Source organism: Saccharopolyspora thermophila (assembly GCF_014646075.1).
Taxonomy (GTDB): domain Bacteria; phylum Actinomycetota; class Actinomycetes; order Mycobacteriales; family Pseudonocardiaceae; genus Saccharopolyspora; species Saccharopolyspora thermophila.
Map to the genome: position 1 here is coordinate 94477 of NZ_BMMT01000003.1, position 12491 is coordinate 106967.

The window sequence follows — 12491 nt, forward strand, 5'->3', positions numbered from 1 at the left end:
TCACACCTCCCGCCCGCGCACCAGCGCCACCTCGTCCGCCGAGCCGACCGCCCGCACGATGCGCGCCTCCAGCTCAAGCACGCCCCGGCGCACCGCTTCGGCGTCCTCGGCCCGCATGCCGAGCGCGTAGACGTAGCAGATCCGGTTGGCCCGGTCGATCTGCAGCACGAACTCGCCCGGGGCCAGCGACACCGCGTTGGCCACCATCGCGGTCAGGTGGTCGGAGTCGGTCCGCAGGCGCACCGCGACGATCCCGGCTCTGGCGCGCGGCCCGTACCGCACCGCCTGCCAGGACACCCGGAACGTGGAGACCACCAGGTCCCACGCCAGGTAGCCGACCAGCTGCAGCAGCGGCAGCGGCCGCACCACGAGCCGGGTGTTGATCGCCGGGAGCGGAAACACGGTCACTACCAGCAGCGCGACCACCAGCCCGAAGACGAAGGTGCCCACGTCGAACGTGCCCCACAGCATCACCCACACCAGGGTCAGCCAGGCCACCAGCGGCAGCCGCTGCAGCACCCGCCGTCGCCTGCTGATCAGCCGCTCGGACATCAGCCACCTCCCAGCACCGCGCTGCGGTAGGTCTCGCCGTGCACCAGGTCCGCCGCCGCGCGCCCGCTGACGTTCGCCAGCGGACCCGCGACCATCGCGATCACCACGCTCGCCGCCACCAGCACCCCGGTCGCGATGACCATCGGGCGCGACGAGCTCGCGGTGCCGACGACCAGTTCGTCGGTCGGATCCGGATCCGCCTCCGGCGCCTTGACCTGGCCCCAGAACGCCCGCGTCCACACCCGCGCCATCGCGTACAGGGTCAGCAGGCTGGTCAGCACCGCGCCGCCGGTCACCGCGTACGCGGTCCAGGTGCCCGCGCCGACACCGGCCTGCAGCAGCGCCAGCTTGGCGACGAAACCCGAGAACGGCGGCACCCCGGCCAGGCTCAGCGCGGGCAGCGCGAACAGCACCGCGATCAGCGGCGCGGCCTTGGCCAGCCCGCCCATCCGGGTCAGCGCCACCGTCCCGGTGTGGCGCGTGATCAACCCGCTGACCAGGAACAACGTGGCCTGCACGGTGATGTGGTGCACCACGTAGAGGATCACCCCGGTCAGTCCGACCACGTCATAGACGCCGAGCCCGAACAGCATGTAGCCGATGTGGCTGACCAGCAGGAACGACAGCAACCTGTTGAGGTCGTTCTGGGCCAGCGCGCCGAGGGCGCCGACGATCATGGTGATCAGCGCGATGCCCAGCATCAGGTTCCAGCTCTCCTGGTGGCTGAACACCAGCGTCTGGGTGCGGATCAGCGCGTAGATGCCGACCTTGGTGAGCAGCCCGGCGAACACCGCGGTCACCGGCGCGGGCGCGGTCGGGTAGCTGTCCGGCAACCAGAAGTGCAGCGGCACCATCGCCGCCTTGACCCCGAACACGATCACCACGAGCAGTCCGAGCGCGACCTGCAGGCCGTCCGGCAGCTGGTGCACCTTCTGCCCCAGGTCGGCCAGGTTCACCGTGCCCGCCGAGGCGTACACCAGCGCGATCATGGTGATGAACAGCAGCGACGAGGCCAGGCTGACGATCGTGTAGGTCATGCCGGCGCGCACCCGGGTGGCCGTGGTGCGCCGCGTGATGAGCACGTACGACGAGCTCAGCATGATCTCGAAGGCGACGAACAGGTTGAACAGGTCGCCCGTGAGATAGGCCAGCGACACCCCGGCGCACAGCATCAGGTACATGGGGTGGAACGTGGTGCTGGAGCGCTGGCGCCCGTAGTCGGTGATGCGCTGGCCGATCGAGTAGATCAGCACCGCGAACGTCACCACCGACGACACCACCAGCAGCAGCGCCGACAGCCGGTCGGCGACCAGCGTGATGCCGAACGGCGCGGGCCAGGCGCCCATCTGCAGCACCAGCGGACCGTCGCGGTCGGCGACGTGGAGCAGCACGGCGGCGTCGGCGATGATCGCGCCGAGCACCACCAGGCCGAGGACGCGCTGCAGGTCGGCGAACCGGCCAAGCGCCAGTGACAGTCCCGCGGCGGCCAGCGGCAGCAGCACGGGCAGGGCCACCAGAACCGTCACTGTGTCGCCTCCTTCTCCAGTTCCTCCGCGGCGTCCTCCTCCGACTCGGCCAGGCGGCGCTCGAGCCGTTGGATACGCCGGTCCTCCACGTCGTCGCGGACCTCGTCGTGGCCCAGCAGCGTCCACGACCGGTACGCCAGCGCCAGCAGGAACGTGGTGAGCGCGAAGGTGATCACGATCGCGGTGAGCGCCATGGCCTGCGGCAGCGGGTCGGCCATCTCCTCCGGTCGCGCCGAGGTGAGCATCGGGGCCCGGGCGGGCGGCCCGCCGGCGGTCTGCAGCAGCAGGTTGGAGCCGTGCCCGAGGATCACGATGCCCAGCAGGATGCGCATCAGCGAGCGCTGCATCAGCAGGTAGAAGCCGACCGCGTAGAGCACGGCCAGCACCAGCGCCATCGTCAGGTTGATCGTCATCGCTGCCCCCTGGCCGCGGCCTCGGCGTCGGCCTCGATGCCCGAGCCGAGGGTGCGCAGCAGATCGAGGACCACGCCGACGATCAGCAGGTAGACACCGCTGTCCAGCAGCAGGCTGGTGACGACCTTGAGCTCGCCGAGCACCGGCACGGAGACCTTGTAGATCGCGGTCTCCAGGAGCTGGCCGCCGAAGGCCAGCGGCAGGAACGCCGACGCGGTGGCGATGGTCAGGCCCAGGCCGATCAGCACCGGTGGGCGCATTGACACGATCGCGCTGTCGTCCATCCGGCCGCCGGCGAGGTAGCGCAGCACGAACGCCTGCCCGGCGACGAGGCCGCCGCTGAACCCGCCGCCCGCCCGGTCATGCCCGGCGAACAGCAGGTAGATCGACAGCACGAGCACGGTGGGGAACACGATCCGGGCGGCCAGTTCCAGCAGCACGGTGCGCTGCCTGCCGTCGCGGCAGAACCCGGACAGCAGCCAGCGCTCGGTGGGGATGTCCCAGGTCGTCCAGGACTCCCGCTTCGGGGTCGGCGAGGTCATTCGCGCACCTCCTCCTTCTGCCGCTGGCCGGACGGGATTGGTGTCCTGACCCGCACTGGTGTCGTGCGGGTGCTGCGTTTCCGCCGTTCGTGCCGGGACGCGAGGATCAGGCTGGCCACGCCGGTGGCGGCGACGGCCAGCACCGCGATCTCGCCGACGGTGTCGAACGCGCGGAAATCGACGATGATCGCGTTGACCACGTTGGTCGCGCCCGCGCCGTGCTCGGCGTTGGCGATGAACTCGGCGCTGGCCTCCGGAGGCGCCTGCCGGGCCGCGCTGAAGATCACCGAGGCCAGCGCGATGAACACGCCCGCGGCCCCGGCGATGATCGCCTTCGGCACGCGCAGCGCCCGGGCCGTGTCGGTCTGGGTGAACCGTGCCGGCAGGCGACGCAGCACGAACACGAACGCCACCAGCGTCAGCGTCTCGACCAGGAACTGCGCCAGGGCCAGGTCGGGGCCGCCGTCCACGATGAACAACCCGCCGATGCCGTAGCCGACCACGCCCACCAGCAGCACCGCGGTGAGCCGGCGCTGGGCGCGCAGCACCGCGATGGCGGCCACGACCACCACGATCGCCAGCGGGATCTGCAGCGCGGTGTCGTAGACGCGCAGGTCCTCCGGCACGCTGGCCCGGACCACCAAAGCCGCCCCTGGGATGGCCAGCACAGTCAGCAGGATGATGCCCAGGTAGGTGGGCAGCGAACCGACCTGCAGGCGACCGGTGACGCCGACCGCGACCCGCTCCAGCAGCGCCATGATCCGCTCGTAACCGCGCTGCGCGTCGGGCAGCCGCGGCAGCCGGTTGCGCAGCCCCGTGACGCGCACCCGGCCGAGGTGCAGCACGACACCGCCGACCAACGCCGCGGCCGACATCAGCAGCGGCAGCGTCCAGCCGTGCCAGAGCGCCAGGTGGTACGGGTCGTCACCGGGGACGAACGCCGCCGCGTACCCGCCGGCCAGCTCGTCGGCGAGCGGGTAGCCGATGCCCAGGACCACGCCCGCGACAGCCGGGAGCGCGGTCGGCACCAGCGCCTCGGCACTCGGCGGCTCGGCCTCGGTCGGGGCCTGTCCGGGCTTGTCGGCGAACGCGCCCCACAGCGTCCGGAGGCTGTAGGCGACGGTCAGCATCGAACCGACCACCAGCACCACGTCCACCAGCAGTTCGGTGGGGCCGCCCCGCAGGAAGCCGGTGAAGGCGGCCTCCTTGCCGAGGAAGCCCAGCAACGGCGGCAGACCCGCCATCGAGGCCGCGCCCAGCGTCGCGATCACCGCGAGCGCCGGCATCCGGTGGCCCAACCCGGACAGCTCGCGGATGTCGCGGGTGTGCGCCTGGTGGTCGACGATACCCACCACCAGGAACAACGTCGCCTTGAACAGGCCGTGCGCGAGCAGCATCGCGGCACCCGCCAACGCGGCTGTGTAGGTGCCCGCGCCGAAGAGCACCATCAGGAACCCGAGCTGGCTGACCGTGCCGTAGGCCAGCAGCTTCTTCAGATCGTGCTCGTGCAGCGCCCGCCAGCCGCCCAGCAGCATCGTGACCAGGCCGAACACCACGGCGGGCAGCCACCACTGCGGCACCCCGGAGAACACCGGGCCCAACCGCGCCACCAGGAACACACCGGCCTTGACCATCGACGCGGCGTGCAGGTAGGCGCTGATCGGCGTCGGCGCGACCATGGCCGCGGGCAACCAGTTGTGGAACGGGATCTGCGCGGACTTGGTGAACGCGCCGACCAGGATCAGCACCGCGGACACCGCCATCGGGGCGCCGCTCGGCGGGTGCGCGACCAGCTCCGAGATCCGGTAGGTGCCCGCGGACTCGCCGAGCACCACGAAGCCGAGCAGCATCACCAGCCCGCCCAGGCTGGTGACCATCAGCGCCTGCAGCGCGGAGCGCCGCGACTCGCGGCTGATCCCGGCCTGCCCGACCAGCAAAAACGAGCACACCGTGGTCAGTTCCCAGAAGACGTAGACGGTGATCAGATCGTCGGCGAGGACCAGCCCGAGCATCGCCCCGGCGAAGGCCAGCAGCAGCGGTGCGCAGCGCCGGGCGTCGCCGCCGCCGCGGCTGAAGTAGGCGTCGGAGTAGACCAGCACCAGGGCGCCGATCCCGGCCACGAGGATCGTCATCAGCAGCCCCAGCGGATCGAGCCGGAAGCTGAACTCGAGGCCGATCAGCGGCGCCCACGCGACCGTCTCGCTGCGCACCTGCCCGGACAGCACCGGCCCGGCCTGCGCCAACACCCACACCAGCGCCGCCGCGGGCGGCACCGCCGCGGTCAGGAAGGCGGCGCGGGTGCTGCGCCGGGCCAGGAACGGCAGCCCCAGGGCCACCAGCAGGTGCAGGAGGACGAACGCGAGCAAGGGCACCTCCTTGACGCCGATTGGTCGTCACCGGGGACCCGCCGACTCCCGACCACCGGGATTGTTCGTCACCACCGACACGGGCGCACCGCGACGATCCGCGTTCCTGCGGGCGACCGCTGCACGGATCGGCATGAGGAAGACTCGGGCCAGCGAGGTCCGATCGCCGTCCAAGTTATCCGAAACGCACCAGTCCCGGCCACTGGCGCCGAGATCGGCATCCTGGCCGCTCGGCGGCCAATTTTCGTTGCGACGAAAAGACCTTGGTCACTTCGTCGGGGCGCGGACGGGACGGCACGGGGTGGGATTGTTCACTTTTGGTAACGCCGTGATCGGGCTTGGCCGCATCGCAGGTGGGCAACGATCCTGCCGCGTTCGGCCTCGGGCGACTGATCCGCTGTGGAGAATGTGTGCGTGTCCGCGGAGAACAACGAGACCCTTGCCGGCGCCGGCCGGCTGATCGGTGACCGGTACCGCCTGGAGCGCGAGCTCGGCGGCGGCGCGATGGGCACCGTGTGGTCCGGTGTGGACGAACTGCTGCGGCGACCGGTGGCCGTCAAGGAGGTCAGGTTGCCGCCGGGGATGCCCGCGGAGGAGGCGGCCGAACTACGGGAACGCGCGCTGCGCGAGGCCCGCGCCATCGCCGTCCTCTCGCACCCCAACGTCGTGACGCTCTACGACGTGGCGCGCGAGGACGGGGAACCGTTCGTGGTCATGGAGCTGGTGCCCTCGCAGAGCCTGGCGGCGATCCTCGCCGAGCACAGCGCGCTCGACGACCAGCAGCTCGCGGTGATAGCCGACGGCGTGGCGGCCGGATTGGAGGCCGCGCACCGAGCCGGGATCGTGCACCGCGACGTCAAACCCGGCAACGTGCTGATCGGCGACGACGGCCGGATCAAGGTCAGCGACTTCGGGATCTCCCGCAACATCGCCGAGCACACCATCACCCGCACCGGCATCCTGCTGGGCACCCCGGCGTTCATCGCCCCGGAGGTCGCGGCGGGCGAGGCGGTCACCGACGCGGCGGACCGGTGGGGGCTGGGCGCGACGCTGTTCGCCGCGGCCGAGGGCCGCCCGCCCTACGACGTCGGCGACGACCCGCTGGCCACGGTCACCGAGGTGGTGCGGGGCCCGGTGCCGACGACGACTCGCCCCGGGCCCGTCGGCGAGGTCATCGCCGGCCTGATGGTCAAGGACCCGGCGCAGCGCATGTCGCTGACGGAGGTGCGACGCAAGCTGCAGCACCTGCTGCCGGAGCCGGGGGCGCGCCCGTTCTCGATGCTGCTCGACCCGGACGCGCCGACGGTGCGGGTCCGGCAGCGGGTGGCCGAGCCGTCGTTCCGGCAGCCCGCGTCGGTGGCGGCCTCGGCGCCGCTGGCCCGCGACCCCGGTCTGCCGCCGTTCGCGCTGAAGGATCCGCCGCCGAGACGCCGCTCGCCGTTCGCGGTGCTCGCGCTCGGGACCGCCGCCGCCGTGCTGTTCGCGGCCGCGCTGGCCGGTGGCTTCGCCGGGACGCGGTTGCTCGCCGGGCGCTCCGTGCTGCCGCCGCACCAGACACCGGCGGCGACCGAGGAGCCCGATCCGGTGGCGCAGTTGTGGTGGGTCCGGCACGAGGACGTCGCCGAGCACACCGGGGCCGCCGGCGGCAGGTTCAGCATCGACGCCCCCGCCAACAGCGGATGGCGGGTGTTCCACAGCGAGCGCACCGACATCGCCACCAGCCTGGTGGTGTCGTTCGTGTCGCCGGACGGGGCAACGGAGATCGCGGTCCAGCGCTACGGGGGTTACTTCCGCTCCGGGCGGACCACGTCGGACTACGTGAATCGGTTGCGCGCCTCCGTGGAGGGGTCCGACGCCGACTTCCAGCTGTACTCCGCCACCCTGGACGGGACCGAGCAACGGTTGAGGTACTCGGCGGCAGCCAAGGCGCTGCTGCAGTCGCGTGCTCTGCTGCAGCAGCGCAGCACGGCGGCGGAGGTACTCCGCCGCGGCGACGACCTGTGGGTGGTGCGGGTGACGGTGCCGGAGGACCAGGCGTCGATCGCCGAATTACTGCTCGACCGGGTTCTGCCGACCTTCCGGACCGGACGCTGACCCGGGTGGCGGGTTGTCGCAGCGAGGAGCGCGACCATGCCTGCCCCGGACTAAGCTGCGCGGCCGTGACGCCTACGACGTTTTCCGACCCCGCTGCCGAGAACGCCGCCGCCCGGCTGGCCGAGATCACCGGCGCCGCGCGCCACGACCTGGCCGTGGTGCTGGGCTCCGGGTGGCAACCGGCGGCCGAGGAGATCGGTAGCCCCGAGACCGAACTGAGCATGTCCGACCTGCCCGGGTTCGCCGAACCCGGCGCGGTGGGGCACAGCGGCAAGGTCTGGTCCGTGCCGGTCGCCGGCAAACGGGTGCTGGTCATGCTCGGGCGGACGCACCTGTACGAGGGCAAGGGCATCGAGCCGGTCGTGCACGGGGTGCGCACCGCCGTCGCCGCCGGGTGCCGGACCGTGGTGCTGACCAACGCCGCGGGCGGGTTGCGCGAGGGCATGGCGGTCGGGCAGCCGGTGCTGATCAGCGACCACATCAACCTGACGGCGCGCTCGCCGCTGGTCGGCGCGACGTTCGTCGATCTCACCGACCTGTACTCGCCGCGGCTTCGGAAACTGGCCCGGGAGATCGACCCGTCGCTACAGGAGGGCGTGTACGCCGGGCTGCCGGGCCCGCACTTCGAGACCCCGGCCGAGATCCGGATGCTGCGCACCTTCGGGGTGGACCTGGTGGGCATGTCGACGGTGCTGGAGGCCATCGCCGCGCGCGCCGCGGGCGCCGAGGTGTTCGGGCTGTCGCTGGTGACCAACCTGGCCGCCGGGTTGAGCGGGCAGCCGCTGAACCACGAGGAGGTACTGGAGGCGGGCCGCGCGTCGGCCAGCCGCATGGGCAAGCTGCTGCGCTCGCTGGTGGAGGTTGCATGAGCAGCACTTCGGGCCGCGGAACTCGACGTCCCGATCTCCAGGGCGCTCGCGGCCGTGCGGTCGCTTCCGCTGGGCGCGACGTCGAGTCCGCCGCGCTGCGGGACGCGGCGCAGCGCTGGATCGACGACGACATCGACCCGCGGTCGAAGGCCGAGTTGCGGCGCCTGGTCGACATCGACGCGTTCGACGAGCTGGCGGACCGGATGTCGGGGATGCCGCGGTTCGGCACCGCCGGGCTGCGCGCGCCGGTGCGCGCGGGCGCGAACGGGATGAACCGGGCGGTCGTCGTGCGCACCACCGCCGGGGTGGCGTCGTGGCTGGCCGAGCGGGGTTTCGGCGGCGGGATCGTGGTGGTCGGCCGCGACGGCCGCCACGGCTCGGAGGACTTCGCCACCGACGCCGCGGCGGTCCTGGCGGCGGCCGGGTTCGACGTGCGGTTGCTGCCCGAGCCGCTGCCCACCCCGGTCGTCGCGCACGCCACCCGCGCGCTGCGGGCGGTTGCCGGAATCCAGATCACCGCCTCACACAACCCGCCGCAGGACAACGGATACAAGCTCTACCTGCGCGGCGGGATCCAGTTGGTGACACCCACCGACACCGAGATCGAGGCCGCGATCGCGGCGGCCCCGGCGGCGAAATCGGTGCCGCGCGAGGAAAAGTGGACGATCCATGAGTCCGCTTTGGACGATTACCTGGCGCGGGTGGCGACGTTGCCGCGCGGCACGGCCCGGGGCCTGCGCGTCGCCGCCACGGCGCTGCACGGCGTCGGCGCGCGGCCGCTGCTCGACGCGCTGCACCGCGCGGGGTTCGACGACGTCCATCTCGTCGCGTCGCAAGCGAAGCCGGATCCCGACTTCCCCACCGTGCGCTTCCCGAACCCGGAAGAGCCCGGCGCGACCGATGCGCTGCTGGAACTGGCCGCCGAGGTGGACGCCGACCTGGCGATCGCGCTCGACCCGGACGCCGACCGGTGCGCACTGGGCGTGTGCGAGGACGGGACCTGGCGGACGCTGCGCGGCGACGAGACCGGCGTGCTGCTCGCCCAGCACGTCCTGGCCACGCTGGACCGGGCGGCGACACCGGATCCGCTGGTGGCCACGACCATCGTCTCGGCGACGATGTTGCGCTCGATCGCGGCCGACTTCGGCGTCCGCTACGCCGAGACGCTGACCGGGTTCAAGTGGCTGGTGCGGGCCGGGGACGGCGCGGGCACCGGTCTCGTTTACGCCTACGAGGAGGCGCTCGGGCACTGCGTCGACCCGGACCACGTGCGCGACAAAGACGGCATCTCGGCGGCGGTGCTGGCCTGCGACCTCGCGGCCACCGCCAAGGCCGCCGGGCGCGGCCTGCCGGAACTGCTGGACGAACTGTCCACCAGGTACGGGGTGCACCAGACCGGCCAGGTGTCGGTCCGCGTCACCGACCTGAGCGTGATCCCGCGGACCATGCAGCGGCTGCGCGCACAGCCACCCACCCGGCTCGGTGGGACCACAGTGGACACCCGCGATCTGCTGCCGGACACCGACGGGCTGCTGATCACCGGGCCCGGCGGGCTGCGCGTGGTGATCCGCCCGTCCGGCACCGAGCCGAAGCTCAAGTGCTACCTGCAGGTCGTCGAGCCCGTCGGCGGGCTTTCGCTGGCCGCGGCCAAGCAGCGCGCCGCGGACCGGTTGGCCGAGCTGACGGAGTCGGTGTCCGAACTCGTGCGGGAGGGCTGACGATGGCGCGGTTGCTGATCGTGCACCACACACCATCGCCGGGGATGCAGGCGATGTTCGAGAAGGTCGTCGCCGGGGCCACGACCGACGAGATCGAGGGCGTCGAGGTGGTGCGCCGCCCCGCGCTGAGCGCCACCGCCACGGACGTCCTCGAAGCCGACGGCTACCTCCTGGGCACCCCGGCGAACCTCGGGTACATCAGCGGCGCGGTGAAGCACTTCTTCGACACGATCTACTACCCATGCCTGGACGCGACGGTGGGCCGCCCCTACGGCTGCTACGTACACGGCAACGAGGGCGTGGAGGGCGCGCTACGGGCCATTCGGTCGATCACCACCGGCCTGTCGTGGCGGCAGGTGGCCGAGCCGGTGACCGTGCTGGGAGCGCCGGACAGGGAGTCGCTGGAGGCGTGCTGGGAGCTCGGCGCCTCCGTCGCCGCGACCCTCATGCCATGACCGGGCGCGGACTTCCGTTGCTGGACAGCGAAAAGACCCCAGTTGATCTTGGTCGTGATCGCCGGAGTAACCTGATCGTGTCGTCGGGGCGCGCCCCTTGACGACAGCGGTGCGCCCTGGACAAAGCCCGCCTTCCCTCATCAACGTGCGATGTTCAGGGCGCAACCGCACCGGCTCACTCGTCGCGCCGACCGCGGACATGACCTGCACGAACAGGCATCTCCGGTGGGCACTGTCCCAACACGTCCCAATAGGGGAAAGCGCAGGATACGAGGTTGGGGTTACCCTGCGACAGTGAGTGAGGAAACGATCCGACTCGAACTCGACGACTCCGGCGTCTCCGTGGATCTCCCCCGGCCCACTGGCCCCCAGGACCAGGTTCAGGGCGTTCCCTACCGACCCGTCGAGTTCCGCGACGACGACCTTCCGGCCGCCCTGGAGCGGTCCGCCGAGTGGCTCCGTCAGGCCCAGGAGTGGCTCGGCGAACCCGTCGACGTGATCGCAGTCCATCTGGATTACGACGATCGCGAAGGCGCCCCGTACTACGACCTGAAGTTGCTCTGCAACGAGGAGGACCTGGCGGGGGCACCGATCGCCCTGCGGCGCCTCCAGAGCGGCGCCGCCAGCTGACCACACCACCGCGGCCCGTCCGTGGCCTCGGGCGGGCCGCGGCCCACTCAGCCGTCCTTCGGCCTGGCCCAGCTCTCCAGCCGGTCGGCCACCTCGACGAGCTCGCGCTGCTCGCGCCCGACCTCCCGGACCAGCACCAGCGCCGCCTCGTCGTCGGCCTCCACCCACCAGCCGTTGACGTCGCACATCGCCACCGCGGCAACCCAGCCGAGCCGCCAGTTGCCCTCGGCCAGCGGCCGGGTGCGCACGACCGAGTCCAGCAGCGCGGCGGCCTTCAACCACAGCGTCTCGTACGCCGGGACGCCGAACACCTCGGCGCGGGGCCGGTACGCGGCGGCGTCGAGCAGGCCGCTGTCGCGCACCATCAGGTCACCGTCGGTCACCGCCGTGGCGAGCAGCAGCAGGTCGGACGTGTCGAGATATACGGTCACCCGTCAATAGTCGATCATGCGGAACCGAGCCGGTCCAGCAAGCCCCGGTACCGGGGCAGCACCCGTTGCATGACGTCGTGGAGCTGTTGCTCCTTCTGCTGGCGAGCCCAGCGTTCGGCCAGCGCGCTGCGCACGACCTCCTGCTTGGACCGCCCTTCGGCTGCCGCCAGCGCGGTGAGCCGCCGGTTCTCTTCCTCGGTGAGGCGCAGGGTCATGGCCATGCGGTTGATGGTATCGCGCTGATACCACTCGCTGAAGACGATACTTTCGGCCAATGGCGAGACCTCGAGCGCACGACGAGGCCCTGCGCACCCGGTTGCTCGACCGAGCCGGGGAACTGCTGTCCGCGCACGGCCCCGAGGGCCTGAGCCTGCGCCGCCTGGCCGCTGACGTCGGCACCTCCACCACGGCGGTGTACTCCCTGTTCGGCGGCAAGCCCGGATTGGTTCGCGAGCTGTACGTGGAGGGTTTCCGACGGCTCGGCGAGCGGCTGGCGCGGGTGGCCCCCACCGACGATCCGATGCGCGACCTGGCCGCGCTGGGCCACGCCTACCGGGACAGCGCCCTGGCCAACCGGCACTTCTACTCGATCATGTTCGGCAACGCGGTCCCTGACTTCACCCCCGACGAGGAGGCCCGGGCGCGGTCGCTGCAGACCCTGCAGCCGCTGCGGGACGCCGTCGTCCGGGCCGTCGAAGCCGGCGAGCTGGTGGACACCGATCCGAACGAGATCGTGTTCGCGTGCTGGAGCCTGGTGCACGGCCTGGTGTCGCTGGAGCTCAGCGGCGCGGCCCCGGACGGCGACGAGCGCACCGCCCGCTACGAACGGGCGCTGCGCAACGGGATGGCGGGCTGGCGGCGCTGACCCCGCGCGCAACGGGGGATTCCCGGGGCA

General features: G+C 71.8%; 13 protein-coding genes. 6 read left to right on the forward strand and 7 right to left on the reverse strand.

Features of this window, described 5'->3' with window-relative positions:
• The 5 genes from IEY17_RS06575 to mbhE are packed head-to-tail and all read right to left on the reverse strand — an operon-like array spanning nt 1 to nt 5405.
• Nucleotides 1–552, reverse strand: coding sequence for a Na+/H+ antiporter subunit E (locus IEY17_RS06575; protein WP_188986391.1), 552 nt, complete (start codon nt 550–552; stop codon nt 1–3).
• Entirely contained in the window at nt 552–2078 is a 1527-nt protein-coding gene (locus IEY17_RS06580) for a Na+/H+ antiporter subunit D (protein ID WP_188986392.1), read from the reverse strand. Before IEY17_RS06580 ends, IEY17_RS06575 begins: the two co-directional genes overlap by 1 nt.
• Nucleotides 2075–2491 carry a Na(+)/H(+) antiporter subunit C gene (locus IEY17_RS06585; RefSeq protein WP_188986393.1) on the reverse strand — a complete coding sequence of 139 codons (417 nt, stop codon included), beginning with the start codon at nt 2489–2491 and terminating at the stop codon, nt 2075–2077. Before IEY17_RS06585 ends, IEY17_RS06580 begins: the two co-directional genes overlap by 4 nt.
• Complete coding sequence (locus tag IEY17_RS06590; RefSeq protein WP_188986394.1) at nt 2488–3033, reverse strand: MnhB domain-containing protein; 546 nt, start codon at nt 3031–3033, stop codon at nt 2488–2490. The genes IEY17_RS06585 and IEY17_RS06590 overlap by 4 nt, the downstream gene beginning before the upstream one ends.
• Nucleotides 3030–5405: a hydrogen gas-evolving membrane-bound hydrogenase subunit E gene (gene mbhE, locus IEY17_RS06595; protein ID WP_229679894.1), complete on the reverse strand. Its 2376-nt coding sequence runs from the start codon at nt 5403–5405 to the stop codon at nt 3030–3032. The genes IEY17_RS06590 and mbhE overlap by 4 nt, the downstream gene beginning before the upstream one ends.
• A gap of 408 nt (nt 5406–5813) precedes the next feature.
• On the opposite strand from mbhE, the gene IEY17_RS06600 reads away from it, so the two are divergent.
• The 5 genes from IEY17_RS06600 (at nt 5814) to IEY17_RS06620 (ending at nt 11165) form a co-directional block, all read left to right on the forward strand.
• Nucleotides 5814–7493 carry a serine/threonine-protein kinase gene (locus tag IEY17_RS06600; protein ID WP_229679895.1) on the forward strand — a complete coding sequence of 560 codons (1680 nt, stop codon included), beginning with the start codon at nt 5814–5816 and terminating at the stop codon, nt 7491–7493.
• Between the two features lie 65 nt (nt 7494–7558).
• Nucleotides 7559–8362 (forward strand): purine-nucleoside phosphorylase, encoded by an 804-nt coding sequence (locus IEY17_RS06605; protein WP_188986397.1) that lies wholly within the window; start codon nt 7559–7561, stop codon nt 8360–8362.
• Nucleotides 8359–10080, forward strand: coding sequence for a phospho-sugar mutase (locus IEY17_RS06610; protein ID WP_188986398.1), 1722 nt, complete (start codon nt 8359–8361; stop codon nt 10078–10080). Before IEY17_RS06605 ends, IEY17_RS06610 begins: the two co-directional genes overlap by 4 nt.
• A gap of 2 nt (nt 10081–10082) precedes the next feature.
• Entirely contained in the window at nt 10083–10535 is a 453-nt protein-coding gene (locus IEY17_RS06615; RefSeq protein WP_188986399.1) for a flavodoxin family protein, read from the forward strand.
• A gap of 294 nt (nt 10536–10829) precedes the next feature.
• Nucleotides 10830–11165, forward strand: coding sequence for a hypothetical protein (locus IEY17_RS06620; RefSeq protein WP_188986400.1), 336 nt, complete (start codon nt 10830–10832; stop codon nt 11163–11165).
• A gap of 47 nt (nt 11166–11212) precedes the next feature.
• Here the strand turns inward: IEY17_RS06620 and IEY17_RS06625 are convergent, their stop codons facing one another.
• Both IEY17_RS06625 and IEY17_RS06630 read right to left on the reverse strand, forming a co-directional pair.
• Nucleotides 11213–11596 carry a type II toxin-antitoxin system death-on-curing family toxin gene (locus IEY17_RS06625; RefSeq protein ID WP_188986401.1) on the reverse strand — a complete coding sequence of 128 codons (384 nt, stop codon included), beginning with the start codon at nt 11594–11596 and terminating at the stop codon, nt 11213–11215.
• A gap of 14 nt (nt 11597–11610) precedes the next feature.
• Nucleotides 11611–11817 carry a ribbon-helix-helix protein, CopG family gene (locus IEY17_RS06630; RefSeq protein ID WP_188986402.1) on the reverse strand — a complete coding sequence of 69 codons (207 nt, stop codon included), beginning with the start codon at nt 11815–11817 and terminating at the stop codon, nt 11611–11613.
• A gap of 53 nt (nt 11818–11870) precedes the next feature.
• Here IEY17_RS06630 and IEY17_RS06635 point away from each other — a divergent pair, with 53 nt between their 5' ends.
• Nucleotides 11871–12461 (forward strand): TetR/AcrR family transcriptional regulator, encoded by a 591-nt coding sequence (locus IEY17_RS06635; RefSeq protein WP_188986403.1) that lies wholly within the window; start codon nt 11871–11873, stop codon nt 12459–12461.
• The last annotated feature ends 30 nt before the right edge of the window (nt 12462–12491 follow it).

Excerpts from the sequence above, each read along its gene's own strand:
- IEY17_RS06615 (WP_188986399.1), top strand. The coding sequence starts at position 10,083 with ATGGCGCGGTTGCTGATCGTGCACCACACACCATCGCCGGGGATGCAG.
- IEY17_RS06610 (WP_188986398.1), top strand. The coding sequence starts at position 8,359 with ATGAGCAGCACTTCGGGCCGCGGAACTCGACGTCCCGATCTCCAGGGC.
- IEY17_RS06585 (WP_188986393.1), bottom strand. The coding sequence starts at position 2,491 with ATGACGATCAACCTGACGATGGCGCTGGTGCTGGCCGTGCTCTACGCG.
- IEY17_RS06630 (WP_188986402.1), bottom strand. The coding sequence starts at position 11,817 with ATGGCCATGACCCTGCGCCTCACCGAGGAAGAGAACCGGCGGCTCACC.
- IEY17_RS06635 (WP_188986403.1), top strand. The coding sequence starts at position 11,871 with ATGGCGAGACCTCGAGCGCACGACGAGGCCCTGCGCACCCGGTTGCTC.
- IEY17_RS06575 (WP_188986391.1), bottom strand. The coding sequence starts at position 552 with ATGTCCGAGCGGCTGATCAGCAGGCGACGGCGGGTGCTGCAGCGGCTG.
- IEY17_RS06590 (WP_188986394.1), bottom strand. The coding sequence starts at position 3,033 with ATGACCTCGCCGACCCCGAAGCGGGAGTCCTGGACGACCTGGGACATC.